Origin of the sequence: Candidatus Defluviilinea proxima, from assembly GCA_016721115.1 — a bacterium.
Taxonomy (GTDB): Bacteria; Chloroflexota; Anaerolineae; order Anaerolineales; family Villigracilaceae; genus Defluviilinea; species Defluviilinea proxima.
Window position 1 is genome coordinate 114,507 of record JADKIW010000001.1, and the last position, 25,816, is coordinate 140,322.

Annotated in this window: 22 protein-coding genes and 1 tRNA gene; 15 read left to right on the forward strand and 8 right to left on the reverse strand. The window is 48.0% G+C overall.

Annotation, left to right across the window (positions count from 1 at the left end; all coding sequences use genetic code 11):
* Positions 1-34: 34 nt before the first annotated feature.
* From cydD to IPP66_00585, 6 genes are all read left to right on the forward strand, one after another.
* On the forward strand, positions 35-3,640 hold the full coding sequence (cydD, locus tag IPP66_00560) for a thiol reductant ABC exporter subunit CydD (protein MBK9923756.1): 3,606 nt from the start codon (positions 35-37) through the stop codon (positions 3,638-3,640).
* Positions 3,641-3,648: 8 nt separating this feature from the next.
* On the forward strand, positions 3,649-4,107 hold the full coding sequence (locus IPP66_00565; protein MBK9923757.1) for a hypothetical protein: 459 nt from the start codon (positions 3,649-3,651) through the stop codon (positions 4,105-4,107).
* A 239-nt stretch (positions 4,108-4,346) separates the two neighbouring features.
* Positions 4,347-5,624 carry a transcription termination factor Rho gene (gene rho, locus IPP66_00570; protein ID MBK9923758.1) on the forward strand — a complete coding sequence of 426 codons (1,278 nt, stop codon included), beginning with the start codon at positions 4,347-4,349 and terminating at the stop codon, positions 5,622-5,624.
* A 39-nt stretch (positions 5,625-5,663) separates the two neighbouring features.
* On the forward strand, positions 5,664-6,719 hold the full coding sequence (locus IPP66_00575) for a peptidoglycan DD-metalloendopeptidase family protein (GenBank protein ID MBK9923759.1): 1,056 nt from the start codon (positions 5,664-5,666) through the stop codon (positions 6,717-6,719).
* A gap of 19 nt (positions 6,720-6,738) precedes the next feature.
* On the forward strand, positions 6,739-7,518 hold the full coding sequence (locus IPP66_00580; protein MBK9923760.1) for a biotin--[acetyl-CoA-carboxylase] ligase: 780 nt from the start codon (positions 6,739-6,741) through the stop codon (positions 7,516-7,518).
* A 23-nt stretch (positions 7,519-7,541) separates the two neighbouring features.
* Positions 7,542-7,790, forward strand: coding sequence for a hypothetical protein (locus IPP66_00585; protein MBK9923761.1), 249 nt, complete (start codon positions 7,542-7,544; stop codon positions 7,788-7,790).
* Positions 7,791-7,862: 72 nt separating this feature from the next.
* Here the strand turns inward: IPP66_00585 and gyrA are convergent, their stop codons facing one another.
* The 7 genes from gyrA to IPP66_00620 form a co-directional block, all read right to left on the reverse strand.
* Entirely contained in the window at positions 7,863-10,367 is a 2,505-nt protein-coding gene (gene gyrA / locus IPP66_00590) for a DNA gyrase subunit A (protein ID MBK9923762.1), read from the reverse strand.
* A gap of 132 nt (positions 10,368-10,499) precedes the next feature.
* Entirely contained in the window at positions 10,500-11,678 is a 1,179-nt protein-coding gene (locus IPP66_00595; protein MBK9923763.1) for a polysaccharide pyruvyl transferase family protein, read from the reverse strand.
* A 7-nt stretch (positions 11,679-11,685) separates the two neighbouring features.
* On the reverse strand, positions 11,686-12,822 hold the full coding sequence (locus tag IPP66_00600; GenBank protein MBK9923764.1) for a glycosyltransferase family 4 protein: 1,137 nt from the start codon (positions 12,820-12,822) through the stop codon (positions 11,686-11,688).
* Positions 12,797-14,008: a hypothetical protein gene (locus tag IPP66_00605; GenBank protein MBK9923765.1), complete on the reverse strand. Its 1,212-nt coding sequence runs from the start codon at positions 14,006-14,008 to the stop codon at positions 12,797-12,799. Before IPP66_00605 ends, IPP66_00600 begins: the two co-directional genes overlap by 26 nt.
* The gene (locus tag IPP66_00610) at positions 14,005-15,150 is read right to left on the reverse strand and encodes a glycosyltransferase family 4 protein (protein ID MBK9923766.1); all 1,146 of its coding nucleotides are present in this window, start codon (positions 15,148-15,150) and stop codon (positions 14,005-14,007) included. The genes IPP66_00605 and IPP66_00610 overlap by 4 nt, the downstream gene beginning before the upstream one ends.
* 148 nt (positions 15,151-15,298) lie before the next feature.
* Positions 15,299-16,255 carry a flippase-like domain-containing protein gene (locus tag IPP66_00615; GenBank protein MBK9923767.1) on the reverse strand — a complete coding sequence of 319 codons (957 nt, stop codon included), beginning with the start codon at positions 16,253-16,255 and terminating at the stop codon, positions 15,299-15,301.
* A 47-nt stretch (positions 16,256-16,302) separates the two neighbouring features.
* A tRNA-Leu gene (locus tag IPP66_00620) sits at positions 16,303-16,386 on the reverse strand.
* Between the two features lie 576 nt (positions 16,387-16,962).
* Here IPP66_00620 and IPP66_00625 point away from each other — a divergent pair.
* From IPP66_00625 to IPP66_00660, 8 genes are all read left to right on the forward strand, one after another.
* Positions 16,963-18,174, forward strand: a complete 1,212-nt coding sequence (locus IPP66_00625) for an acyl-CoA dehydrogenase family protein (protein ID MBK9923768.1) — start codon at positions 16,963-16,965, stop codon at positions 18,172-18,174.
* On the forward strand, positions 18,174-18,464 hold the full coding sequence (locus IPP66_00630) for a hypothetical protein (protein ID MBK9923769.1): 291 nt from the start codon (positions 18,174-18,176) through the stop codon (positions 18,462-18,464). Before IPP66_00625 ends, IPP66_00630 begins: the two co-directional genes overlap by 1 nt.
* A gap of 1 nt (position 18,465) precedes the next feature.
* The gene (locus tag IPP66_00635) at positions 18,466-18,750 is read left to right on the forward strand and encodes a hypothetical protein (GenBank protein ID MBK9923770.1); all 285 of its coding nucleotides are present in this window, start codon (positions 18,466-18,468) and stop codon (positions 18,748-18,750) included.
* A 5-nt stretch (positions 18,751-18,755) separates the two neighbouring features.
* Positions 18,756-19,037, forward strand: a complete 282-nt coding sequence (locus IPP66_00640; GenBank protein MBK9923771.1) for a hypothetical protein — start codon at positions 18,756-18,758, stop codon at positions 19,035-19,037.
* 46 nt (positions 19,038-19,083) lie between these two features.
* Positions 19,084-19,740 carry a PepSY domain-containing protein gene (locus IPP66_00645; GenBank protein ID MBK9923772.1) on the forward strand — a complete coding sequence of 219 codons (657 nt, stop codon included), beginning with the start codon at positions 19,084-19,086 and terminating at the stop codon, positions 19,738-19,740.
* 49 nt (positions 19,741-19,789) lie between these two features.
* Positions 19,790-20,563, forward strand: a complete 774-nt coding sequence (locus IPP66_00650) for an electron transfer flavoprotein subunit beta/FixA family protein (GenBank protein ID MBK9923773.1) — start codon at positions 19,790-19,792, stop codon at positions 20,561-20,563.
* The gene (locus IPP66_00655) at positions 20,560-21,573 is read left to right on the forward strand and encodes an electron transfer flavoprotein subunit alpha/FixB family protein (GenBank protein MBK9923774.1); all 1,014 of its coding nucleotides are present in this window, start codon (positions 20,560-20,562) and stop codon (positions 21,571-21,573) included. The genes IPP66_00650 and IPP66_00655 overlap by 4 nt, the downstream gene beginning before the upstream one ends.
* A 170-nt stretch (positions 21,574-21,743) precedes the next feature.
* Positions 21,744-24,017 (forward strand): sortase, encoded by a 2,274-nt coding sequence (locus IPP66_00660; GenBank protein MBK9923775.1) that lies wholly within the window; start codon positions 21,744-21,746, stop codon positions 24,015-24,017.
* Positions 24,018-24,080: 63 nt separating this feature from the next.
* On the opposite strand, the gene IPP66_00665 is transcribed toward IPP66_00660, so the two are convergent.
* The gene (locus IPP66_00665; protein ID MBK9923776.1) at positions 24,081-24,635 is read right to left on the reverse strand and encodes a carboxymuconolactone decarboxylase family protein; all 555 of its coding nucleotides are present in this window, start codon (positions 24,633-24,635) and stop codon (positions 24,081-24,083) included.
* Positions 24,636-24,740: 105 nt separating this feature from the next.
* On the opposite strand from IPP66_00665, the gene IPP66_00670 reads away from it, so the two are divergent.
* On the forward strand, positions 24,741-25,772 hold the full coding sequence (locus IPP66_00670; GenBank protein ID MBK9923777.1) for a Gfo/Idh/MocA family oxidoreductase: 1,032 nt from the start codon (positions 24,741-24,743) through the stop codon (positions 25,770-25,772).
* Positions 25,773-25,816 lie beyond the last annotated feature (44 nt).

Consider the following 25,816-nt stretch of genomic DNA (forward strand, 5'->3'; position numbering starts at 1 on the left):
TTGCAAGTTTCATATATTCAATTAAACTTCATACATGCACCGCAGACTTCTAACTCTCACCCGCGACACCCGTCTCCCCCTCCTCCTCACGGTTCTTTCTGGACTTTTAGCTGGTCTGTTGACGATAGGCCAGGCCTACCTCGTCAGCAGTACCGTCAATGGCGTCTTCCTTGAGGGACAAACCCTCGCGCAAGTTTTTCATTGGCTTCGTCTGATTCTCTTCGTCATCGCAGGGCGAGCCTTGCTTACCTGGGTCAACGAAGTGAGTGCCAACGCCGTCGCCGTAAAAATAAAAACGGACTTACGCGAACGGCTCTTCAACCATATCCTCAACCTCGGTCCCGCCTACACACGTGGACAACGCACAGGTGAATTGACTACAGCCGCAATTGAAGGCATTGAAGCGCTGGACGCGTATTACAGTCAATACCTGCCTCAACTCGTTATCACTACTCTTGTCCCCATCAGCATCCTGATCTTCGTCTTCCCCATGGATTTACTTTCGGGGTTCGTCCTGCTTATTACCGCTCCATTGATCCCCTTTTTCATGATTATGATCGGTAAAGGCGCAGAGATCGTCACCAAACGACAATATGAAACCCTCTCGCGTTTGTCTGCTCACTTCCTCGATAGCCTACAAGGACTGACCACCCTCAAACTCTTTGGTCGTTCCAAGTCACACGCCAAGAATATCGAGAAAACCAGCAACCAATTCCGTGACCGAACGCTCGATGTTCTACGCATCACATTTCTCTCTGCACTCGTCCTGGAACTACTCGCTACCCTCAGCACTGCTGTCATTGCCGTTGAAATCGGCTTCCGCTTGCTGTATGCCAAAATGGAATTCCGCGAAGCCTTCTTCCTACTCATTCTTGCACCCGAGTTCTACATGCCCTTACGCATGCTCGGCGCCCGCTTCCACGCAGGCATGTCAGGGACAACTGCGGCAAAGAAGATATTTGAAATTCTCGATATAGAGACTAGTGAGCAGAGAGTAGAGAGTAGTGAACCAACATCATCATCTTCACTATTCTCTACTCTCCAATTATCTAATCTCTCTTACACATACCCCGACGAATCCACCCCTGCCCTCGAAAACATCAACCTTGAAATAAAAACAGGCCAGCACATCGCCCTTGTTGGTAAAACGGGCGCAGGCAAATCAACACTCGTGAATTTGCTGTTGGGTTTTATTCAGCCATCTTCAGGTACTATAAAAGTAGACACGTACACAAGTAAACAAGTAGATGTAGAACCTATTCATCATTCATCATTCATCATTCATCCTTTGATCGCCTGGGTTCCCCAATCCCCTCACCTCTTCCACGACACCCTTGCCGCCAATATCCGTCTCGGCAAACCCGATGCCACTCACGAAGAAGTGGTTGAAGCCGCCAAAGCCGCGCATTTGCATGAGTTCATCGAAACGCTTCCCGACAAATACGAGACCATCATCGGCGAGAGCGGAGCACGTCTCAGTGGCGGACAAGCCCAACGTCTCGCCCTCGCTCGCGCCTTTCTCAAGAATTCCCCCATCCTTATTCTCGACGAACCCACCTCCAGCCTCGACCCTGAAACCGAATCCCTGCTCGAGGAATCTACTCGTCGCCTCATGCAGGGTAAAACAGTTATCACCATCGCCCACCGCATAAGCACCATCTTCAAAGCCGATACCATCATCGTCCTCGAAGGAGGTCGCATTATCGAGCAAGGCACACATGATAAGCTTATTAAACAAAATGGCATGTATGCTGAGATGGTCAAAACATATCAGGTTGAAAGACACGAGTCGAATGTCGAAAGTCAAACATCCAATATCGAACAAGGCCTTCAACCTTCGACCTTTGATGTTCAGTCAATTCCTAATCCGCAAATACCAATCGTCAGTCGCCAGTTATCAATCCTAAATCGCTTGCTCTCCTTCCTCAACGGCTCTTGGAACTGGGTTGCATTCTCCATCCTCCTCAGCGCCCTCACCATTGGCTCCAGCGTTGCACTTATCGGCACATCGGCATGGCTCATCTCCACCGCCGCGCTTCATCCGTCCATCGCCGATCTCGGCGTATCCGTTGTCGGTGTGCGTTTCTTCGGCATCACACGCGGCATCTTCCGTTATCTTGAACGTCTCGTTTCTCATAACGTCACATTTCGTTTGCTTGCCAAACTTCGTGTTTGGTTCTATGAAAAGCTTGAACCCCTCGCTCCTGCCCGCTTGATGGAATACAAAAGCGGAGACTTGCTAGCCCGCGTCATCGGTGATGTAGAAACTTTGGAAAATTTCTACGTCCGTGTGGTCTCGCCCTCATTGACTGCCATCGTCATTATGATCGGCGTATCCATCTTCTTCGCCTCTTTCTACCCGACAATTGCTTTTGTCCTCATTCTCTTTTTCCTTACTTTAGGTTTGATCCTGCCACTCCTCGCTCAAATCTTTAGCCGTGACCCCGGGCAACGACTCATCGCCCAACGCGCCGACATCCAATCCCAACTCGTGGATGGGATTCAAGGTCTTGCTGATTTGCTCGCTTTTGGTCGTGGTGCTGATCGAGCAAATCAAATTGCATCCACTGGCAAGCAATACGGAACATCACAAAAGCAAATGGCTCGTATCAGTGCAGTCCACTCGGCATTGGGGACACTACTTACTAACCTGGGTTTATGGCTGGTCTTGTTCCTCGTCATTCCACAGGTCACAGCAGGAAACATCAAAGGCGTGATGCTCGGGACCTTTGCCTTGATGACCTTCGCCTCGTTCGAAGCGGTCAATCCTCTCCCCCTCGCCGCACAAATGTGGAACTCGTCCCGTGAAGCCGCGAGGAGATTGTTTGAAGTTGTAGATGCGGAACCCGTTGTCAGTGATCGAGTTATCAGTGAACAGTTACCAATTACAAATTACCAATTACAAATTACCAATTTAACTTTTGCCTATCCAAACCAATCCGTTCCCGCATTACAAGACGTATCCTTCACCATACCCGAAGGAAAATCCATCGCTATCGTTGGCCCAAGCGGAGCAGGGAAAAGCACGATCGCAAATTTATTATTCCGCTTCTGGGAGTATGAGACTGGAGAGATCCGATTGGGCGGAGAGTCGCTCAAATCGCTGAATCAGGATGAAGTCCGAAAGAGATGCGCGCTCGTCTCGCAGAACAGTTATTTCTTCAACACATCCATCCATGAGAATTTGCGTTTGGCACGTCCGAAAGTCACACAAGAGGAAATGGAAGCTGTAGCGAAGGCGGCACAGATCCATGAGTTCATTGCGGGGCTTCCTAAAGGCTACGAAACTTTTATTGGAGAACAGGGTTTACGATTGTCAGGCGGCGAACGTCAGCGATTGGGAATTACGCGGGCCTTGTTGAAAGATGCACCGATCTTGATCTTCGACGAACCTACTGCAAACCTCGACCCGATCACTGAAAAACAGGTGCTTGATGTTTTGTTTGGTATCATGAAAAACAAAACGTCGCTTCTCATCACACATCGGCTGGTAGGGCTTGAGAATATGGACGAGATCATTGTGATGGATAAAGGCAAAATCACAGAGCGTGGCAGGCATAATGAACTGTTGAACAACGATGGCATTTATCGTCGTCTTTGGGATTTGCAGAACAAAATGTTGTATGATATGGGAAAGTAGAGCATGTGATGAAATCATTCGAGTTAGATATCTTCATCGATTGCAGGCAGGATAAAGTGTACGACCATCTTGCAGAGCCGCTTAATTTGATCGGGCTCCAACCACTGCTTACAGAGATCGATGTATTGAAAGAGAAGATAGACGAAAACAATATTCGTCTACGTCCCTTTTATACAGTGGAAACTTTTCGCTGGATGGGACTTCCGATATACAAGAACAAGATCTATTCGGTGATCCATTTGACAAAGCCCAGGGAAGAAATGGAATTCCACGTTTATAGCAAGCCAAATATCGAGATCGTGTTTAAATACCAGTTCAAAAAATCAAATGACAATAGGACGCAGATCACACAGACTGTGCATTTTGTAAAAGTAAACAAACTACTAGAAACTTTCGTAGTGGATCAGGCCAAACAGGCTCAACGCGCTCTACTCTCAAATTTGAAAGTTAGATTGGAAAAACATTAACATTCTTGCACCACCCTCTTGAAGGTGCTATAATACATCCAACTCCCCCCGTTGATTTACAATTTTCCCAAATTACGCAGTCCGTTTTCAGGGCGACATACCCCACACGGGCGGCGTGCGACAAGAACTTGACAGAACACCCAACTCACCCACCAACAAAATAAGGGACTCCCCCAGCCTGCCTACTGGCACTGGGGAGGTTTACATTCCACATCATATTCCAATAAGAAGAGACAAACATGAAAATACTTGAACTTGAGAACGAACCCCTCTCAAAACTGCGCAGTATGGCAAAGAATTTGAATATTCCAAATGCCAACCGCCTGAAGAAAGAGACGCTCGCCATGATGATCCGCGAGGCAGAGGCACAGAGGGAAGGCATTGAACTCCGCGGTGGCATTCTGGAGATCATGAGCGAAGGCATCGGCTTCCTGCGAGCCACGAATTATAGAATAAGTGACCAGGATGTTTACGTTTCGCAGGCGCAGTTAAGGCGACACGATCTCAGAGCAGGCGATCTAGTCATTGGGCAGGTACGCCCTCCACGTGAAAGCGAACGCCACTTTGGATTATTGAAAGTAGAATCGATCAATGGGCAGGATATTGAAGAAGCAACCAGACGACCTGTTTTTGAAAATCTCACCCCGATTTTTCCAGACAAACGATTTGACCTAGAAACCGATCACGATACACTTGCTCCACGTTTAATTAACTTGATCGCCCCCATTGGGCGCGGACAACGTGGTCTCATTGTTTCACCTCCCAAGGCGGGGAAAACCACCATTCTCAAGCAAATTGCGAATTCCATTTCAACCAAATATCCTGATGTACATCTGATCGTAGCACTCATCGGTGAACGCCCTGAAGAAGTGACCGATATGGATCGCTCGGTGGATGCCGAAGTGGTTGCATCCACATTCGACGAACCTGTCACGTCCCACGTCCGCACGGCGGAACTGGCATTAGACCGGGCTAAGAGACTCGTAGAGATCGGCCGCCACGTGGTAATCTTAATGGACTCGATCACCCGCCTTGCGCGTGCTTACAACCTCGTGGTCAACCCATCAGGACGCACACTATCAGGCGGTATGGACCCCTCGGCGTTGTATCCGCCCAAGCGTTTCTTCGGTGCGGCACGTAATATCGAGGAAGGCGGTTCGCTTACGATCATCGCAACCTGTCTTGTCGATACCGGCTCACGTTTGGATGATGTGGTGTACGAAGAGTTCAAAGGCACCGGCAACATGGAATTGCACCTCTCTCGTAAATTACAAGAGCGACGCATTTACCCGGCAGTCGATATCGAACGTTCATCCACGCGTCGCGAGGACCTTCTGCTTGGTCCTGATCTATTACAACGTGTCTGGCTGATGCGACGTATGTACATCCAAATGACCACCCAACAGCCCCAAGGTGCCGGTATGGATCCATCCACTGCCACAGAAGCAATCGTCACAAGACTCGATAAAGCACGAAATAATCAGGAATTCCTTGAAAACCTCGGACGAGATGCTTGAAACTAAAAGCGCTGTATAAACGTCAAATATAGAAACCGAATGTCAAAACTTAGTTCATTCTTTAAAAACAACCTATTTAACCTTATCAGTTGGGTCGTGACTCTCGTGATCGTAACAGGGATTGTCCTTGGCGCATTCGCGTGGAGGAAATCCACATCGACGCCGCTGGCTTCTGAGGTTCTGCCTACTGCGGCTCCAGATAAGAAACAGCCCGATGTGCAGATGCCAGTTTTGGGGGCGCCTGAAGCGTCTCTGTTCGTAGGGCGTCAGATCCAGCTCAAGACAAATGTCCCTGCAAGTAAACCGCGATATAAGCCTGTTGAATACCGCGTTTCCAGTGGAGATTCGTTATTTGCAATTGCAAAATCCTATACGCTTGAGCCTGAGACTATCTTATGGGCCAATTACGATGTTTTGCAGGATGACCCACATAGTCTCAAGCCGGGGCAGGTCTTGAAGGTCCCCCCAGCAGATGGTATTTATTATCAGTGGAAAGAGAATGACACTCTGGATTCGGTTGCGAAAGAATTCAAAGCAAACGTAGATGATATTTTAAATTACCCAGGCAACGATATTGATCTGGCCGACCCCAAAGTGGATTCGGGCTCATGGGTCATGATTCCTGGCGGCCAACGCGAGTTCCAACAATGGCTTGAGCCTACCGTGGCGAGAGGTGCTTCTGGCACATCATCGACCAGCCAAAATGCCTGTGGTGGTGGTGCAGTAGGCAGTGGCGGGTTTGTTTGGCCTGCTGACAGCCATACTTTATCCGGCAACGATTTCTGGTCAGGGCATCTTGGTATCGATATCGCCGCAGGAGAGGGCGCACCGGTCTATGCGGCAGATAGCGGCGTAGTGACGGTGGCGGGTTGGAGCAATTTTGGGTATGGCAACATGATCCAGATTGATCATGGTAATGGCTACTCTACGCTCTATGCCCACTTAAGTTCGATCGGTGTTGGCGTTTGTTCAAGCGTAAGCGCAGGTCAATGGATCGGTGCAGCGGGTAATACCGGCAATTCACAAGGGGCCCATCTTCACTTCGAAGTCCGTCAAGGTGGCGGGTTCATTAATCCATGGTTCGTTTTACCGTAGTCAGGATATTGATCAGTCAATGAACCAACAGGAACTTGAATCCGTTCTTTCCAATCTCAATTTAAGCGCAATCCATTACTTTGACTCTGTTGGCTCTACAAACGACGAGGCCCTTGCACTGGCAAGAAAAGGCGCCAAGGACCTTACACTCGTTGTGGCAGACGAACAGACGATGGGACGTGGCAGGCTGGACCGTCCGTGGTTTACGCCTCCGCAAACGGCTCTCGCTTTTAGTTTGGTCCTACGCCCCACTTATGCAGAGAAGAAACTCCTTTCCCGTACTGTAGGGCTGGCCGCATTGGCTCTGTCCGATGTTTTGCAAACTCTTAATCTCAATTCGCAGATCAAGTGGCCCAACGATGTCTTGCTGAACGGACGAAAGCTGGCAGGCATTTTAATCGAGGCAGTCTGGTTCGAGGATGAAGTGGTCAGCCTTGTGATCGGCATGGGCGTCAACGTTTCAAAAGGTTCCGTCCCTGCCACTGACATATTGGGATTCCCTGCGATCAGTCTTGAAAGTCTGCTCGGCTATGTACCAGATCGTACGATCCTCCTAAATGGTATTCTCGCCAACATTACTGCATTACGCCCAAGCTTGGGGACGGATGAGTTTATGTCGTCGTGGGAGAAAAAGCTTGCTTATTATGGCAGGCAGGTTCGAGTTGAGATGGGAGGCGAAAAGTCGGTTTCAGGGAAAGTGGTCGGCCTGGAATCCGATGGAAGCTTGAAATTGCTCGGTGATGATGGCAAATCCATTTCAGTACGATTTGGGGATGTGCGCCTGCGGTTATTCGCATGATATACTTTGCGTCGAGGTAAGATATGTTTGATAATCTACGCGATTTTTCCGACGAACCCCTCTATGAGGATGAGACAAACGATCTCTACAAAGAGCCAGAGAATGTTGCATCTTCTGCGGCTTCCGCTCCTGCGCGCAGTAGGAAGAGGAAGAGCAAAAATTTTCTTGGCATGACGGCAATGCAACGTTTTATTCTTTCCGTGATGGTCATGCTGACGGTTTGCATGGTCGGAACGCTTGCAATGTTCGTGTTGGGCAAGATGTCCATCTAAGGCTAATTTCAAAACAGAAAACCCCAAAGGCCAATTTGACCTTTGGGGTTTTTATTTTCAACAACGATTCTTTTATATCAACTGGGGTTGCGGTTCAGTCTTTTCGTCAGGGGAGATCTCCGCGCCAGCCTTCTTCAAATCCTCTGCGGAGATGCGAGCTACAGAGGCCACACTATCACCCGGTTGTGGCTTGATCAGATGTACACCTTTTGTGGCACGCCCAGCTTGTTTGACCGTTTTATTCTTGATGCGGATCGCAACGCCATTTGCCGTCATGATCGTCAAATCATCATCTGGCTGTACAACACGTGCCGCTACGATCTTCCCGATCTCTTTCAAAGCCTTCTGGTCGATGGTTGAAATACCGCCAGTAGCGCGTCCCTTGGGAGAATATTCCTTGAGTGGGGTTTGCTTTCCATAACCTGTGGACGTTATAACGAGGAGTGAACCATCTTTTTCGATAACATCCACGCCCGTAACCAAATCATCCTTTTTCAAGCGGATCGCCTGTACACCCGCGGCCTGCCTCCCCATCGAACGGACTTTATCTTCGCTGAAGCGTAGAGCCTGTCCGTTTTCGGTCACGAAGATCACTTCGTCCTTGCCGCTGGTCACACGTGCCCAACCCAGTTGGTCGCCTTCATCCAAATTCATAGCGATCAAGCCCGAAGGTCGAACAGAGGCGAATTCATCAATCGCCACACGTTTGACCTTGCCGCGCGTGGTCGCAAGCATACAATATCCATGGGCAGAGAAATTCGAGACAGCTATCGCGGCCGTGACACGCTCACTTGGGTCAAGTGCAAGAATGTTGACAAGCGGGATACCTTTCGCGGTTCGATCTGCATCTGGGATCTGATACACCTTCTCTGAATAGACTTTCCCTTTATCCGAGAAGAACAACATCGAATCAAGGCTACGAGCTGGGATGAGTGCTACTATTTCATCTTCATCCTTCGTCTCATGCCCCTTTACACCACGTCCGCCTCGGCTCTGTGACCTGAAAGCTGCAGCCGCAACACGTTTGATGTAGCCACGTTCTGTGAGACTGATCAACACCGCTTCATCTTGCACCAGGTCCGCTTCACTGAGGTTTTCGGTCGCATCACCAGCAATGCGAGTACGGCGATCATCACCATATTTATCAGCAAGCTCGCGCATATCATCTTGAATGAGCGAAAGGATCTTTTTCGGATGAGCAAGAAGGTCTTCAAAATACGCGATCTGCTCTGTAACCTGTTTGTGTTCCTCTTCGATCTTCCAGCGTTCCAACGCCGCAAGACGACGTAATTGCATGTCCAAAATCGCCTGCGCCTGCAACTCACTCAACTTAAATCGCTTAACAAGGTTAGCCTTCGCAACGTCTGCATCCTGCGATTCACGGATCGTTTTGATGACCGCATCCAAGTTTGTCAGCGCGATCAAATACCCGTCAAGGATATGCTGACGTGCTCGTGCCTTTGCCAAATCAAAATTTGTGCGCCGAACAATGACCGTCTGACGGTGTTCAATAAAGATCTGCAAAGCACGTTTGAGAGGCAGGGTACGCGGTTCGCCATCCACAAGTGCGAGCATTTGCACGCCAAATGTGGTCTGCAAGTTCGTATACTTGTAAAGTTGATTGAGCACCTTCTTCGGTTGCGCACCGCGTTTAAGCTCGATCACAATACTCATACCACGACGATCCGATTCATCGCGCATATCTGAGATCTGGTCAATCTTGTCATCACGCACCAGTTCGGCAATCCGCTCGATCAAGGTCGCTTTGTTCACCTGATACGGGATTTCTGTAACGACAATATTGTGCCTACCAGACTTTACTTCTTCAATATGCGCCACACCACGTACAACAAGGCGTCCCCTACCTGTGGCATAAGCGGACTCGATCCCCTCACGGCCAACGATAATACCGCCCGTCGGAAAGTCTGGGGCAGTAACGTATTTCATCAACTCATCGAGCGCAACATCGTCCATGCGCTCGTAATTATCGATCAAGAAAATAACGGCACTTGTCAATTCACGAAGATTATGAGGCGGGATATTCGTAGCCATACCCACCGCAATACCCGAAGCTCCATTGAGAAGCATATTCGGCACACGTGACGGCATAACCAGCGGTTCTTCAAGTGACTCGTCAAAGTTTGGCCCGAAATCCACGGTATCCTTCTCAAGGTCGGCAAGGATCTCCTCCGCCAACTTCTGAAGACGGGCCTCGGTATAACGCATCGCCGCAGGCGCATCACCGTCAACCGAACCGAAGTTACCCTGGCCATCCACCAACATATACCGCAGGGAAAAATCCTGCGCCATACGTGCCATCGTCTCATACACAGCCGAATCGCCGTGTGGGTGATATTTACCCAACACCTCACCCACAATACGAGCAGATTTCTTGTATGCCGTATTCGAACGAATACCCATATCATGCATGGCATATAAAATACGACGATGGACAGGTTTCAACCCATCGCGTGCATCGGGCAGAGCACGCGCCACAATTACGCTCATCGCATAATCGAGATACGCGTCGCGCATCTGGGCATCAATGTCAACCTGTTGGATGTTTCCAGCTTGGATGTTTTCTTCGGCCATTATTTTCTCTCTAAATGGGATTTCGGCATAAAAAAGACACGAAGAACGAGATTCTGTGACTCCGCGTCTTAACTAATGAAAGGACATGCCTGATTTTCTCTAATTATACCGCGCTATTTACCTATGCAGAAGACGTAAAACCGCCTCCAACGGGACCTTAGCCTGCTTCTGCAATTCCCCAGCCTTTTTCTCAATTTGAGCGATTAACTCCACACGCGATCGGAGCATATTTTCCATCATCTCGATCGCGACTTCGGGCGCATCCATGGCAGGGTCAAAAATATGCCTTGCAAAACCCATTTGTTCCATGATTCCGCCATGTTTTAGGTCAAATGCATACATTAAAACAGGACAACGGCCTAAAAACGCCATCACAGCTCCATGTACACGGGCAACAAAGGCTGCCTCGCAATAGCTATACACATTTGCGGCATCTCTTGGATAAATCTGCTCATCAACCAAAAGAGCAAAGCTACCAAATTTGGCCTTTCCAATGATCTCATGAAAGGCCAAACGGTCGTCATCCGGTGCAACTGTATTCATAGGGACAAATATAGGCTGACACCCATTCTCCCAAAGCCAATCCAATACAGCGGCAAAAACATCAACTTCCTTGTGGCTATCCGAAGATGACTTTGGAGAATAATGCGTATGGGCCTCCCCGTCACTTCCTCGCAATGTGCGAGGGGTTAAGGCAACTAATGGGCGAGATATTCCCGAATTCCACCCCGCCCGTTGCAAAAGTTCTCTCGCGTGTTGCCCATCATTTGAACGTAATGTAAAAGCTGAGTCAGCCGCCATTTGCTGGCTGGCGTCATCCCATCCACACTCCCGGAGCAATTGACGGGTATGCCCGTCCCGGTAAGTCACAACAGATGCATAAGACATCAAGTATCGTAAAACCAACCTTGTAAACGTGGACTTGATCCTTTGGCTGGAAACAGACCACAGAACACATGGAACACTGAATATCATCGATAACGTCACGAATACAACAATGACTATGGAATGGAATGTATCATCGTAAAAAGGGACGCCCCCGCCAAAAATAAACATATCAGCCTTTATGAAGACCTTTATGATCTCAAAGAATTGCTTTCGAGTATAAAGCGGTAGAAAAGTATGAGCCGAAGCTCTTGCCGTATACGCCAACAAATTTGACGGATTATCTGTAATCACAATAAACTCAACTTTTTCGATCTCTCCCCCCAATAGATCCGTGATCGAAAGAAGCAACGCCTGGTCGCCAATATTTTCACTTCCGTACCAAGCACCCCATAAGATAATCCGTTTCACTCGTATTTTACCTTTCTTCAGTCAAAGCACTTATCAAAATCCGCTCATACTCCTGAATAACATAAGACAAATCGAATTTACGTGAATGTTCAAAACTTGCTTTTCTAGTGTTCATCAATAGCACAGGGTCAGTCAATAGGCTTCTCATACTTTCGATAAAACCCTGTACATCATAGGGAACATGTAAAAAACCATTCACACGATCTTCAACAAGATCCAACATGCCGCCTACACGGCTGGAAACGATTGCCAATCCATTTGCAAGTGCCTGCAACCCAGTCAGCGGGATACCTTCTGTAAGAGATGGCATCAATAAAATATCGCTATCTTTCATAATTTTCATTACAGCATCGGTCGACATCCAACCAGGCAAGGTAAAACGATCTTGTAAACCCAACAAGGCGATCTCTTGCATCGTCTCAGTATGGAATTCCCCATCTCCGATCATTACACAATGCCAATCAAGTTCACGCAAAGCATAAAGGACTTGAGGAATTAAAACAGGATTCTTCTGGTGCACAAACCTGCCCGCAAATACGATCTGTGGTGGCTTATTGACTTTGATATTCTCTTTATGTGATCGTTCTATTTCGATCCCATTGTGAATGACATTGACTTCCACCGGGTAATGAGACAAGGCTAAATAACGCGTAAAGTCACTTATGGCGGTAACAGCCGCCGCATCCTGCCAGATACGAGGGGTAAAGGGATAAATCCATCCAAACCAGCGATCTGTCTTCTCTGGGACACCACCAGGCACATCCCCCAAGTGACTTGTCAAAACATAAGGCCTACCCGTCAATTTAGACAGTGCCCACGCAAGGAGCCCCGCAGGAACAGCAAAATGCACATGGATAATCTGCGGTTGAAAACGAAATATAAGCCACAGACTCACAAAAAAACCAATAAACAGATACCCGCTCATCGCAAGCATGTCACCAACAAATGCTTTTCGCCGAAACGAAGGAATACGGATAAGCCGAACGCCTTCATCGACGCTTTGTAATGGTAAATTCTTCATGTGAGGTGCAAGTACACAAACCTCGTGACCAAGTTTTACAAGTCCACGAGCAACATCCTGTGCAACATGTCCACCCCCACCACCGATGGGAGGATATTCATGAATGAGAACCAGAATTCGCACTGGTATTACCCTCCCAAATAATCTTCTCGCCATCAAACCCTAACATGCGCCCAGTTGCTGTTTCCAAGTTATCAGGAGGCAAGTCAAATCCCGAAGGAAAAAGTTTAATATCAAAAATCGTGTTAGATGGTTCTGTGGATAACTCAATGGCATCAACAATCTTCTGATTTGCCAAGTTAAATATCAACAAAGTATTGCTAGCTCCAAGAGCCAGTCTACCATCAGGTAATTCAAGAGCGCCCCTAAGAAATTTCTCCGTAATCTGCGTACTCGAAAAAACATTACCATCCTGGCTGAAATGTATCACAATCCCTGATGATGTATCCAAGTAGATGAAGGAACCGTCATGCAAAGAACAGATAGAATGGCTTGGATTGTGCGCTGTTGTGAACTTGAGCACAATTTCCCATGTATCACTCTGATTGAATCTAACCACAGCTGATTTGCTCTTCGCTGGTGGAACAATCAACTCGCTATGCAATTGTTTCCTAAGACGAAGAACATATCTGAGCATACGGTTTAACGTCAGGAAGAAATCCCATATCTTCAATTTGAGCATTAGTGTTTTCACGGTCATCAGCCACGAGAATTGATTCCCGACAATCAATCCCAGAGATAATAAAAGATCGCCATGCGGGCCGGCTACAATACTGTTAAGGTGAGTTCGATCGTACACATCAGAGTTGAAATACGGGCGACGACGGAAGTCAGTTTTAGGATTAAGGATATCTCTGGAATGGAGCTTTTGTTTCGTAATCCCGTCTAAGGATTTCAACATTTTTTTTTGTTCGCGGACTAAGTAACAGTCTTTCAATGCACCGGAAAGATCAAACTTCGCCAATAGATCATTTGCAGTTGATGTAATCCAAACACCGTCATCAACATACATAATTTCGTGTATGGCCGAGACAGAAGGATGAGTAATGGCTCTAACCAAATTCCAATGATGGTCAAAGAAAAAAACGGTGGAGTAATTTGCAATTGCAAATTCTCCATTATTAAAACTCATACCGCGCATCCCGCGCATCCCGCCGCGCGGATTAGTATCACGTATACGATACGGCGGCTCAATACCTGCCGTGGCTTGAAGAATTTGATGGGTTTCCAAATCAATCACATATAACCAACCTGAAACTTCCCCATGTAAAACGTGTCGGTGGTTGGTTGACACAATAATACACGTCATAATGAAATCAAACTCCTGTATATATCAATGTGTTTTTGCAGGGATATTTCCAGTGAAAACGTTGATCGTACATGTTCCATACCCGCATCTCCCATGTTCTGCCAATTGGAATCGCGTAACAAAATTTGTAGACCTCCTTCATAATCACCATCAGTAATATGATGCCCAAAGTCAGATGCAAATTTATCCGGGTCAATTTCGCTCAAAATTGCACATCCATGTGCAGCAGCCTCAATGAAAGTTGTAGGCAAGCTTTCACGGGCCGATGTGTTCACCAGCACCCAACTTTTACCAAGCAAATCAGACACCCCATTTTCAGAAAACTGATCTACAAACCCACGAAGTTTCAGATTGGATAGATGCACATACTTAGACTTCAATTTTTGCACCCAAACAGCATCTCTCCCCTCTCCTATCGCCTCAAACTGGACATCTGGGAATTGTTTCGCTAAATCAAAAAATATCTCGGGACGTTTTCTCCTATCCAACCGCCCCACAAAACAAACCAATGGAGTCTCTGATTTTCGAACGTTTTCAGGAAATGGAATCGGAGATGGCAAAAACTCTGGATCACTCGAGAGCATATATTTTTTACGCGCTTTAGGTGCCAACATTTTGGCGGCTACAAAACAACGATCTGCTCTTTGAATAGCCTTATGGACGAAAATATTATCTTCATACAGGAAATTAAAAAGAACTTGTGAATGGTTCAACGATGGATACATGAACTCGATCCACCAATCATGCAGATTGCGTGTATCACGGCAAGTGACAACGTGCTTTCGATGCGGCATGGCACGTTGTGCAAGATATGTACTTAAAGATGGTTCCTGTGAGTGATAAATATCGGCATCCACTGAGCGAATAAGACTGAGAGCGGAGAAAGGTTTGCGGGGTTCAAATCCGATGACTTGAATGCCATCGAGCACTTCAACAGGTTGTTGCCCCATACGACGCGGAACAATGGCCGTCACTTCATGACCACGCTTTACGAGTTCACGTCCAAGCATGCGCGTTGACCGCCCAAATCCTCCGTATTTTCCCCAGGCAAATATTTCAACGCTTAGCAAACAAATTTTCATAGGCGTAAAAACCGCAGCCCATAAAAAAAGCCAAAGCCTTGTATCTTCTCCCCTAGCCAAAATATTAGAAAATCACCCACGGATTCAAAAGGCGGGCGAAATTGTCTTTCAAGGGCATCTAAACAGTATCGGATAGTCTCACGCCCAAGTGTAGGAATAATTACAGAAACGGTTCTTCGATCAGGGTTCATAATGGCCACAGGGTTGTTCATACTTTATGAAGTGTGAATAATTCTATCAGGCCACCCGTCAAACTAGTAAGAACCGAACGCGCATATACGAGAAATGAAAAAGCCACAGCCAAATCTGCGTGGACGCCAATTGCGGTCATAACCCAAACAATACTTACTTCACGTAGTCCAATACCGCCGAACAAAGTGAAAGGGGCAAGAGAAGTCAAAAAGAAAACAGAGCGCATCCAACCCAAGCTTGTAAGCTGGATTGGCAGGTTCATGGAGAGAGCGAGGTAATAAAAGCTCAATACGCCAACGAGTTCACCGGCCACCCCCATACCGATCATAAAAAGAAGCTCACGGATATTTAGTTTAGAGTAAATCAAAAGGGATGCCGAAAGGCGCTCCATATAAACGCCAATCTTCCTTAACCAATTCCGATGATTGTTTTCTGTCACATCCCGGATCCATAACAAGACCGGATGGCTGTAACGTGTGATAAACAACCATAAAAGTATGGTAACGGCCAGAAAAAGGAAAATCCAGCCAGGTTGTACCAGAATAGCCGTATCCACTTCGCCAAAAATAAAGAACACACCAAAGATAATGACGATAAAGATATCGAATAAACGATTCACTGCGACCGCTGTTAACGCTTCGGCAGATTTCCCGTTACCAGAAAGCTTATACCAGCGCATAAGACTCCCTACAGCGGATGCTGGCGAGAAAAAGGAATAAAACCGAATAACATAATTGATCTCCATCAATTTAAGCGGGGAGATTTGTATACTTTGTTTTCGAGTTAACATCCATAAACGGACGGCCCCCAGGTAACTGGCAGGAAACCCTAGTAAATACGCCATCCAGAAGTAATACGGGGAAGCACTTCGAATGGCATCAATGATCTTTTGCATTGGAACAAAAAATAAAAAACTCCCCACCAACCCAATAAATAAAACAATCCGTAAAATCTGAATAAGACGCGACCGCATGATAACCTGACATATTAATAAAAATACCCGCTTTTCAGCGGGCTGTGTGCCGAAGGAGGGACTTGAACCCTCATGAGATTGCTCTCACTACGCCCTGAACGTAGCGCGTCTGCCAATTCCGCCACTTCGGCTTTATTTACTGCGGGGTGAATTTTATCTCAAAGAGTAGTTTTGTCAACCTGAGCACAACTTCACAAGACTCACACACTGAGTACACCTTTCTGCAACTTTATTGTCATAAAATCGTATTAAATAAATGGAACAAAAAATGTTTTTCTACGTCTTGTAGTTATCCCTTGCAGGCTTGAAAACTCCATTGCTTGCAAATCAATAACAGTACTGTTAGGGGATATAACTTTTCAATGGAGAAACGGTTAAATAGGTACATCACTGTTAAGAAAGGAGGCGCCCCATGTTTGTTGTTGCTATCGTAATCTGCTTGCTCGTGTTCGCCGTCATCGCTGGCGCGGACTTGCTCGTCTCGAACATCAATTCAGACGAGTTGAGCAATATGGGTGTCGAGAGAAAATCATGAGAGATGACTCGTATCCCATCCCCTAGCCCGATGCTGAAGAAATCAGCGTCGGGCGTTTTTTATTTAACGAGGAAAATATCACGGGGAGATAAAGATCATTAACCAGAAACATCCGTCGGTTGGGAAAGAAGCGAAGCATCCGCAAGGTATAATGAAAAAAACGAGGTTAACAATGAACTTTTCCCTATCCCCCGAACATCAAATGGCACAAAAAATGGTGCGCGACTTTGTCCAAAAAGAGATCGCGCCTGTGATCAAAGAGCACGACCGCAAGCAGGAGCCGATTCCCTTTGCGCTCAAACGTATGGGCGAGCTTGGCATTCTAGGGCTCCCCTTCCCAGTTCGTTATGGCGGGCAGGGCATGGATTATCTCGCGTGGGGGCTGGCGTGCGAGGAACTTGAAGCAATGGATACGTCGTTGCGCGTGGCGATGTCTGTGCATACGGGCTTGAGTGCGATGAGCATTTTTCAGTGGGGCACCGAGGAACAGAAAGAAAAATTTTTGAAGCCGTTGGCAAGCGGACAAAAGATCGGATGCGGCGCCTTCACCGAATCAGGCATGGGATCAGATGTGGCGGCAATGCGGACAAACGCAAAGCGGGATGGGGACTACTACATCCTGAACGGCGAAAAGATGTGGATCTCCCTCGCCTCAAAAGCGGACCTCGCGCTTGTTACCGTCAAAACTGATCCATCCTCGTCCAAGCCTTCTTCTGCACTCACCTCCTTCATCGTAGATTTGCACAGTGACGGTGTGAAGACTGGCGACCTGCATGGCAAGCTCGGTGTACGTGCGGGCGCAACAGGTTGGATCTCGTTCACCGATGTGAAGGTACCCGTTGCAAACAGACTCGGCGAAGAGGGCGAAGGATTCAAGATCACAATGGCTGGCTTCGACCACGGACGGTATACCGTGGCTTCAGGTACGACAGGCATCATCCGTGCTTCACTGGAAGCAAGCGTGAAATATGCAAAGACGCGCACGACATTTGGCAAGCCAATCGCCGAACATCAACTCATTCAAGAGAAGATCGCGAAGATGTCACAGGATTATGAGATTGCAAAGTTGCTCTACTATCAAGTGGGATGGTTGAAGAACGAGGGCAAACGTTGCACACGCGAGACATCTTTCGCGAAGAAGTTCGCCACGGAAGCATCGTTCAGTGCGGCGACCGAAGCGATACAAATTCACGGCGCATATGGGTTCAGTGATGAGTACGATGTAGAACGCTACATGCGCAACTCAAAAGGCGCGATGATCTACGAAGGCAGTTCAGAAGTGCAGACTTTGATCCAGGCTGGATACGCTTTGGGCGAGCGGACAGACAAACCGTTACGTTGCGAAGCGCCTGCCTACGATGAAGCATTCTGGCAAGGTGAATAATGGACATCAAACCCCTTCACACAAAAATTGACAAATCGATTCAGACGACGCATGGGACGGTTGTGCTGGAAGACTCGATGAACTTCCCGCGTGGCGAGTCTAATTTATATTGTGTTGCTTCCGATGGGAGGATCACTTGGCGCGCTGAGAAACCCGACGCTTACACTCTTTACTCACGCGTGCGATTCAACGAAGATGGTCTAACGCTTTCCACCTACACTCTCAGCGGCCACGCTTGTGACGTGGATTTGAAGACAGGCAAGATCCTAAACAAGACAAGTATTCAATAATATGATCAAAGGCTTTCTCAATCTCCCGTGGTTTCTTTGGGCGGTACTCGCCATCATCCTTTCGATTGTCTGGGTCTATGTGGGACCTCACACGAAGATGCCAGCTGTTCCTGGCTTTCGCTTTTTCATCATCCGCTGGGGTCACGCACTGACGTGGCTTCTGCTCGCGATCAGCTTCTTCATGCGCGGCGTAAACCCGAGTCTGAATGGCGTCGCAAATTTCGTTGCACTCGCTGGCGGAATAGTGTATGCCTTATTTATGATCATGATAGTCGTGGTGAAATAAAAGTCATGGTTCAACCAACTCTTGGATTCGTTATCGTCTTCTTGCTTTTCAGCTTGTTGTTCCTCTCGAACTCGTACAAACTCTGGTTCAAAACGGACTCGTACTACCACGACCTATATAACAGCCTCACCAATGAGCGGACGCCCTACCCTTTCAAGGACTTCTTCCTCAAGCGGCTGGAAAACAAGCAGAGTTGGATTCTCTGGCAAAAGATTTTTAGCGTGATTGGAATTGTGGCAGTCCTCGTAGCGGATACGTTGGTAATTTTAAGTTGGATAAAAATATAAAACAACCTATTGCATATGAAATGAATATATCTATACAGAGATAAACATGGACAAACCCAACCTTATAAACGCTAGGCCTACTATTTCTTGGCGAAGGATGCGCTCCACTCTAATCCCATTTTTAGCATCTTTAATTTTTATAGTTGGCAATTTTTGGGTAAAAGACAGGTGTTCAATTTTAGATTGTGAGCCTGCAGATTGGAAAACAATCCAGGAATTTGTTGTGAAAAACTCAGGGTCTTGGATGACAGAATATCGTTTAGATTATTTAATGGCATCTCCAAAAGTAAATAACGGGGAAATTATAGGGAAAACGAACTACGCTGTCTATTATGTTTCTACAAAAACAGAAACTACAGCTAATAAAACGAACTATCCAACAAAATCAATGTTTTTTGACGACATGAATCTATGGGGTTACAAATCAGCACTTGATATTCCCAACGGGAATTTACCGCCAAGTGAAAATCTTGAAAAACTTAATCACGTTCTTGTAGACCCAGAAGCCGCAATAAAATTGACTTGGAATTTAGCAAAGACGGCATTTGGACAATTAGAAGAAACTCCGTTATTACAGTTAACTTTTGACAATGAAAAATACAGAATCGAGTCTGTTTGGGAAGTTACTTATTTCAAAGACGACAATAATCAAATTCATTATTGGGTAGATGCTCAAAGCGGTAAAATTCTTGAAAGCAAATAATTTACGCAAAGAACAATAGTTGTTGAATAAACCTATCAAGGAGTTCACTTTGAAAATCATCGCATGCATCAAACAAGTCCCAGACTCGGAGGCGAAGGTTAGAGCCGATAACGGACAAGTCACATGGGGGGAGGCGCCGCTGGTTATCAACCCGTTCGACGAGTATGCGGTTGAAGGCGCGCTTCAGCAGAAGGAAGCCAATGACGGAAGCACGGTCACTGCCTTGTGCATCGGACCCGAGTCCGCAAAGGATGCGCTCAAGCACGCGCTCGCCATGGGCGCGGATGAAGCTATCCTTGTTTCAGACCCTGCATTGAATGAACTCGATACGGTCGGCGCGGCGCGAGTCCTTGCCTCGGCGATCCAAAAAATCGGTGGCGTATACATGGTCGTGTTCGGACGTCAGACACTCGACAACGGCGCAGGTATCACACCCGCGCAAACGGCAAGAGTCCTCGGGTGGGGAATGCTTGGGTTGGCTGGGCAGATCAAAGTCCAGGATGGAAGCGTGCATGTTGAAAGAGTCATTGAAGAGGGCAGACAAAACGTCAGCGCAAAATTACCTGTCGTCGTAAGCGTCGTCCAAAGCATTGGCGAGCCGCGCTACCCATCGTTCATGGGCATCCGCAAAGCGTCGAAGGCGAACATCCCCACATGGACGTTGAGCGATCTCGGCATTGATGCTCCAGCGACGATCATCAAACGGGCAGAACTCGCCAACCCGCCCGAACGCAAAACCGCGGTCGAGATCATCACAGGCGACACACCCGAAGCCATCGCCGAAACGCTCGTTGAAAAAATCCTTGCGGAGAAAGTGCTATGAAAACGCTTGTCTACATTGACCACTTCAAGGGTGAGGTTCAGCCTGCTTCGTGGGAGGCGCTTGGGCTTGGAAAAAGTTTGGGCTCGGTGAGCGCGGTTGTGTTTGGTGTGAACGTGGATGCGATTGCAAAAGCCGCATTTGAACATGGCGCCGATGAAGTCTTCGTCGCGAATGATCCTTCGCTGGAAGATTATCGCGCTGAACCGTATGCATCCACACTCTCGGCGCTCGCTTCTTCTTCGACGCCCGACCTGATCCTGTTTCCGACAACGGCTCGAACCCGTGAGCTTGCCGCCATGTCTGCCGTGGACTTGTCCACAGGCGTGTTGACCGACATCACAGGTCTCGAAAAGAACGGCGACTCGTTGATTGCAACTCGTCCCATCTACGAAGGCAAAGTGATGGAGAAATCCATCTGCTCTGGCAAACCTGTCATGGCAACGATTCGTCCCCGTGCCTTCCCCAAACCCGAACCTGATTCAAGCAAATCAGGCACAGCTACAAAAGTCGAAGTGAAATCTGATGCGTTGACAACTGTCGAGGGTTACGCTCAATCTGAAAGCGCAGTCAACCTTGGCGACGCAGGTGTCATCGTCTCTGGCGGACGCGGTGTTTCAAATAATCCTTCTCTCGTTCCGCCCGCTGGCATGGACGAAAAAGAAGCTGAGATCTGGCGCGCCCATCAAGGCTTTACACTCATCGGCGAACTCGCCAACGTACTCAACGGTGCAGTCGGTGCCTCCCGTGCGGCTGTCGATGGCGGATACATCCCCTACTCACATCAAGTCGGGCAAACAGGCAAAGTCGTCACGCCAGATCTCTACATCGCCTGTGGCATCTCTGGCGCAATTCAACATCTCGTTGGGATGAGGAATGCCAAGGTCATTGTGGCAATCAACAAAGACGCTGATGCTCCCATCTTCACACAGGCACGCTACGGCGTGGTCGGCGACCTGTTCAAGATCGTCCCTGCGTTGACGACGGAGTTTAAGAAGAAGTTGGGAAAATGATTGTGTGTTGATGGGCCATGCCTGTGTAACACAAAACAAATGATGTTCATCCTTGCTCCAACAGCAAGGTTATGAAAAAATTGAAGACAAGTGGAACAATGTTCCACTTGTCTTCGTTATAGGGAATGTGAATAAGTAGATCTGTTTGTAAAAATGACGGGAAAAACACAATGGGAACATTCATCAAAACCATCAAGATCATCACCATCACCGCGCTTATGCTGGCATGGATCAAAGTTCAGCCTGTGTATGCGGCAAGCCTTGTTGTAAACACTAATACGGACAACACAACCGCAGGCGACGGTCTCTGCACCCTGCGTGAAGCGATCAATAACGCCAACAGTAACAGTGACACAACCAACGGTGACTGTGTCGCAGGTGCAGGCGCGGACACGATCAGTTTTGCGGGAAACTACACCATCACACTTTCTGGTAGTCAACTCCCGGTAGTTACAACGACGATCACTATCAATGGTAATGGCGAAACAAACACTACCATTCAGGCGAATGCAAACCCCAATGTTGCCACAAATCGCATCTTTGAAGTAGCAAGCACCGGCAACCTGACTCTTAATGGCCTGACAATACGCAACGGACGATGCAGCGTAACATGTCCAACAAGTGCCAATAACGGCGGCGGAATATACACTGCAGGCACTTTGGCATTGACAAACAGCACCATCTCGGGCAACTCCGCTATCGTCGGCGGCGGCATCGTCAACGCGGGAACGCTGGCCGTGACGAAAAGCACCATCTCGGGCAACTCCGGTGACATTGACGGCGGCGGCATCTACAATATAGGAATGCTGGCCATGACGAACAGCACCATCTCGGGCAACTCCGCTAACGCATCCTCGGGCGGCGGCATTTATAACAACGTAGGCACAACAACCGTGACGAACAGCACCATCTCGGGCAATTCCGCTGGCTTCGTCGGCGGCGGCATCAGGAACCTCAACGGCATAACAACCGTGACGAACAGCACCATCTCGGGCAACTCCGCTATCTTCGGTGGCGGCATCGTCAACGCGGGAACGCTGACCGTGACGAACAGCACCATCTCGAGCAATTCCGTTTCCAATAGTGGCGGTGGCATCGATAACAACTCTGGCACAACAACCGTGACGAACAGCACTATCTCGGGCAACTCCGCTAACATCGGCGGCGGTATCAACAACTTCGGTATGTTGAATTTCGCAAACACCATCATTGCCAATTCCACGAGTGGTGGCGACTGCGCCAACGCGAACACAATCGGAACAGACACCAATAACCTAGTGGAAGACAATAGCTGTTCGCCTCTCCTAAGCGGCGACCCCAATCTCGGTCCGCTGGCAAATAATGGCGGTCCCACCCAAACGCATGCCCTGCTCGCAAGCAGCCCCGCCATTGACGCGGGCAACAATACTACCTGCACCAATGCGCCCGTTAATGATAAAGATCAACGCGGTGTGTCTCGTCCACAGGGCACGGGATGTGATGTCGGTGCCTTCGAATACACCGGTGACGATACTCCCCTTACAGTCCTTTCCAGCCAGCCATCCAATAACAGCATCCGCCAATCAGTTGCACAAATTACTGTTACATATAACAAAGCAGCTCTCAGCGATGGCAGCAGTAACGCCGCTAACAACGCCGCCAATTACCTGCTGGTAGAGCAGGGTGCGAATGATTTTTTCGATACCAAATCCTGTCAAGGTGGACGGGGTAGTGATGACACCCAGATCACGGTCAACAGCGTAACTTACAACGGTGGAGCCTACACCGCCACGCTAAATATCAATGGCGGCACCCCGCTTCCAAAAGGCATATATCGACTCTTCGTGTGCGGCACAACTTCCGTGTATGATCTGATCGGATTGGAACTCAACGGTGGATTAAGTGATTCGCAAATCAACTTCACAATCCAGCCCGCCGCTTCTTCCTTACCTAAAACCGGTTTCGCTCCGAATCGCATTACATCCCTTCCAGCTCAACCTGCCAACCTCACTTACAACAATCTTGGCAATATCTGGCTGGAGATCCCATCTTTGAATATAAAGACCGATATTGTTGGTGTGCCTCAATCCTCCAACGGCTGGAACGTGGACTGGCTCGGACAATCCGCAGGTTGGCTCAATGGCACGGCATTCCCCAGTTGGGAAGGCAACTCGGTCATCACGGCCCATGTCACCGATTCAAACGGCAAGAACGGTCCTTTCGCCAACATCAAGAACCTCAAACATGGCGACAAAATCATCGTCCACATGTACGGCGAAAAATACATCTTTGAAGTACGTGATTCAAATATGGTTACCCCATCAAGCACGAAATCTGCACTCGAACATCTCGAGGGACACTCCTATCTGACCCTCATCACCTGCCAAACATACAATCCATTAAGTGACTCCTATCTCTTCCGCAGAGTTGTCCGCGCTGTTTTGGTTGAAACCCAAATGGAGTAACAACGAAATGGTAAATAAAAATACGGCCGAGTTCCTGGAGAACTTGGCCGTATTTTTATATGCTTACTCTCCGAACCCTGCAGGCGGAATACCCAATGCCTGTATCAAGCGCGCCCAATAATTAACCTGCGCCGCAGTACTGGCAAGGATCACGAACTCACGCTCGGTAAATGCAGATTTCACTCGTTCAACCAGATCAGGATAAAACTTCAAGGGTGTTTGAGAGATTACGCGTGTGTATTCAATTGCAAGCCTTTCGCGTTCTGAAAAACTACCCACCTTCTCAAAATCGCCCCGCAGAGATTCTGCTTCTTCGTCTGTGATCCCTACATCACGATATTCATACGAATTCATATCCACGCAAAATGGACAAGCCGCCGCATATGAAGCCGTCATGCGGATGAGTTTAAGCATACGCTGGGTCATCTGTCCGTCTTCATGTGCGACCAGCGCTTCCATGACGCCTGATCCAATCGCGGCTTTGGGATACCATGCCAATATCCGTGCAGGGAGCATGGTCTTACCTGTGATTTTTTCTGATACCCAAATGCCGAATTTAAGAATAAGCGGAATACGTTCTGGTTGTTTGATGAATGCCTGCATAGTTTTCCTCTGCATCGATTGTAAGGCAAATCAGCCAGACCTGTGTCCCTGGATTGGAAATGAAGCCATATAATACATAAAAGATCTAAACCAATTACAGAGTTTCCAATCGGAGCAGATATGACAAAATACAACCTCGGAATTATCGGTGCAGGGATGTACGGCAAAATATTGATGCACGCTTTGCAGAAAGATGAACGCGCGAACATTACCTGGGTCAACAGCGCTAGCGAAGGGACGACCAAGTCTGCGGCAGAAGAATTTGGTGTAGAGAAGTGGTCAACGAATTATCACGATGTGTTGAACGATCCCGCCGTGGATGCAGTGGTCATCGCATCTCCCCCATTCGTTCACGCGGAGCAATTGGAAGAATCACTCAAGGCGGGCAAACATGTTTTGTTGGAAAAGCCGATTGCTGAGTCGAGGGAAAGCCTTCAGCGTATGGTCAAAGCTGTTGAGGATGCACCAGCCCTAAAGGTGTTGGAAGCGTCCTGTCGTCACACAAGGCTGGGACGAAAGTTCAAGATCGTAAAAGAGATGATCGAGAGTGGAAAACTCGGTACAATTTATCATATCCATCAGATATGTCTGTCACGTACTACATTTATCGAATACAACCCAAACGGCGCCTGGGCAATGAATAAGAAACTTGCGGGAGGCGGTCCGATCGCAGACCGTGGTGTATATGACCTGTCGTTCCATTTGGGATTATTGGATGATGTGCCGCAATTGAAATCGTTACGAAGTTTTACTCGTAACGACCTGCGTGATATGAGCAAACATGTGGCGTTTAGCGATGTCGAACAGCATGGCGCGGCATGGATGGAGTTCGATACCGGCCTCACGTATTACTACGAGAACGGTGGGGGCGTGCACAACGAAAATCCAAATGAAACGCGGATCTACGGCACCAAAGGTGGTTTGCGCTTTCAACACTTTCGCTGGGATTCAAATGTGGTGGAATTCTTTACCACTGAAAACGACGAACCACGCAAGGAAACCTTCGCGGTTGATCTAAACAATGATCCTGATGACAGTCTCGCGATCATAACGCACTTCCTTGACTATCTGGATGGCACCGTCGAGCCATTGATGACCGTTCAAAAAGCGGCAAAGCATATGGAGATATTGTTCAAGATATTGGATGGATAGAGAGTGGAGAATAGAGAATAGACAAGGCTTCCGAGACGTTCAAA

Coding starts and splice junctions, on each gene's coding strand:
- IPP66_00660 (MBK9923775.1), top strand. CDS start 21,744: ATGGGAACATTCATCAAAACCATCAAGATCATCACCATCACCGCGCTT.
- IPP66_00635 (MBK9923770.1), top strand. CDS start 18,466: ATGATCAAAGGCTTTCTCAATCTCCCGTGGTTTCTTTGGGCGGTACTC.
- rho (MBK9923758.1), top strand. CDS start 4,347: ATGAAAATACTTGAACTTGAGAACGAACCCCTCTCAAAACTGCGCAGT.
- IPP66_00665 (MBK9923776.1), bottom strand. CDS start 24,635: ATGCAGAGGAAAACTATGCAGGCATTCATCAAACAACCAGAACGTATT.
- IPP66_00605 (MBK9923765.1), bottom strand. CDS start 14,008: ATGACGTGTATTATTGTGTCAACCAACCACCGACACGTTTTACATGGG.
- IPP66_00565 (MBK9923757.1), top strand. CDS start 3,649: ATGAAATCATTCGAGTTAGATATCTTCATCGATTGCAGGCAGGATAAA.
- IPP66_00625 (MBK9923768.1), top strand. CDS start 16,963: ATGAACTTTTCCCTATCCCCCGAACATCAAATGGCACAAAAAATGGTG.
- IPP66_00630 (MBK9923769.1), top strand. CDS start 18,174: ATGGACATCAAACCCCTTCACACAAAAATTGACAAATCGATTCAGACG.
- IPP66_00655 (MBK9923774.1), top strand. CDS start 20,560: ATGAAAACGCTTGTCTACATTGACCACTTCAAGGGTGAGGTTCAGCCT.
- cydD (MBK9923756.1), top strand. CDS start 35: ATGCACCGCAGACTTCTAACTCTCACCCGCGACACCCGTCTCCCCCTC.
- IPP66_00615 (MBK9923767.1), bottom strand. CDS start 16,255: ATGCGGTCGCGTCTTATTCAGATTTTACGGATTGTTTTATTTATTGGG.
- IPP66_00580 (MBK9923760.1), top strand. CDS start 6,739: ATGAACCAACAGGAACTTGAATCCGTTCTTTCCAATCTCAATTTAAGC.
- IPP66_00670 (MBK9923777.1), top strand. CDS start 24,741: ATGACAAAATACAACCTCGGAATTATCGGTGCAGGGATGTACGGCAAA.
- IPP66_00640 (MBK9923771.1), top strand. CDS start 18,756: ATGGTTCAACCAACTCTTGGATTCGTTATCGTCTTCTTGCTTTTCAGC.
- IPP66_00645 (MBK9923772.1), top strand. CDS start 19,084: ATGGACAAACCCAACCTTATAAACGCTAGGCCTACTATTTCTTGGCGA.
- IPP66_00585 (MBK9923761.1), top strand. CDS start 7,542: ATGTTTGATAATCTACGCGATTTTTCCGACGAACCCCTCTATGAGGAT.
- IPP66_00575 (MBK9923759.1), top strand. CDS start 5,664: ATGTCAAAACTTAGTTCATTCTTTAAAAACAACCTATTTAACCTTATC.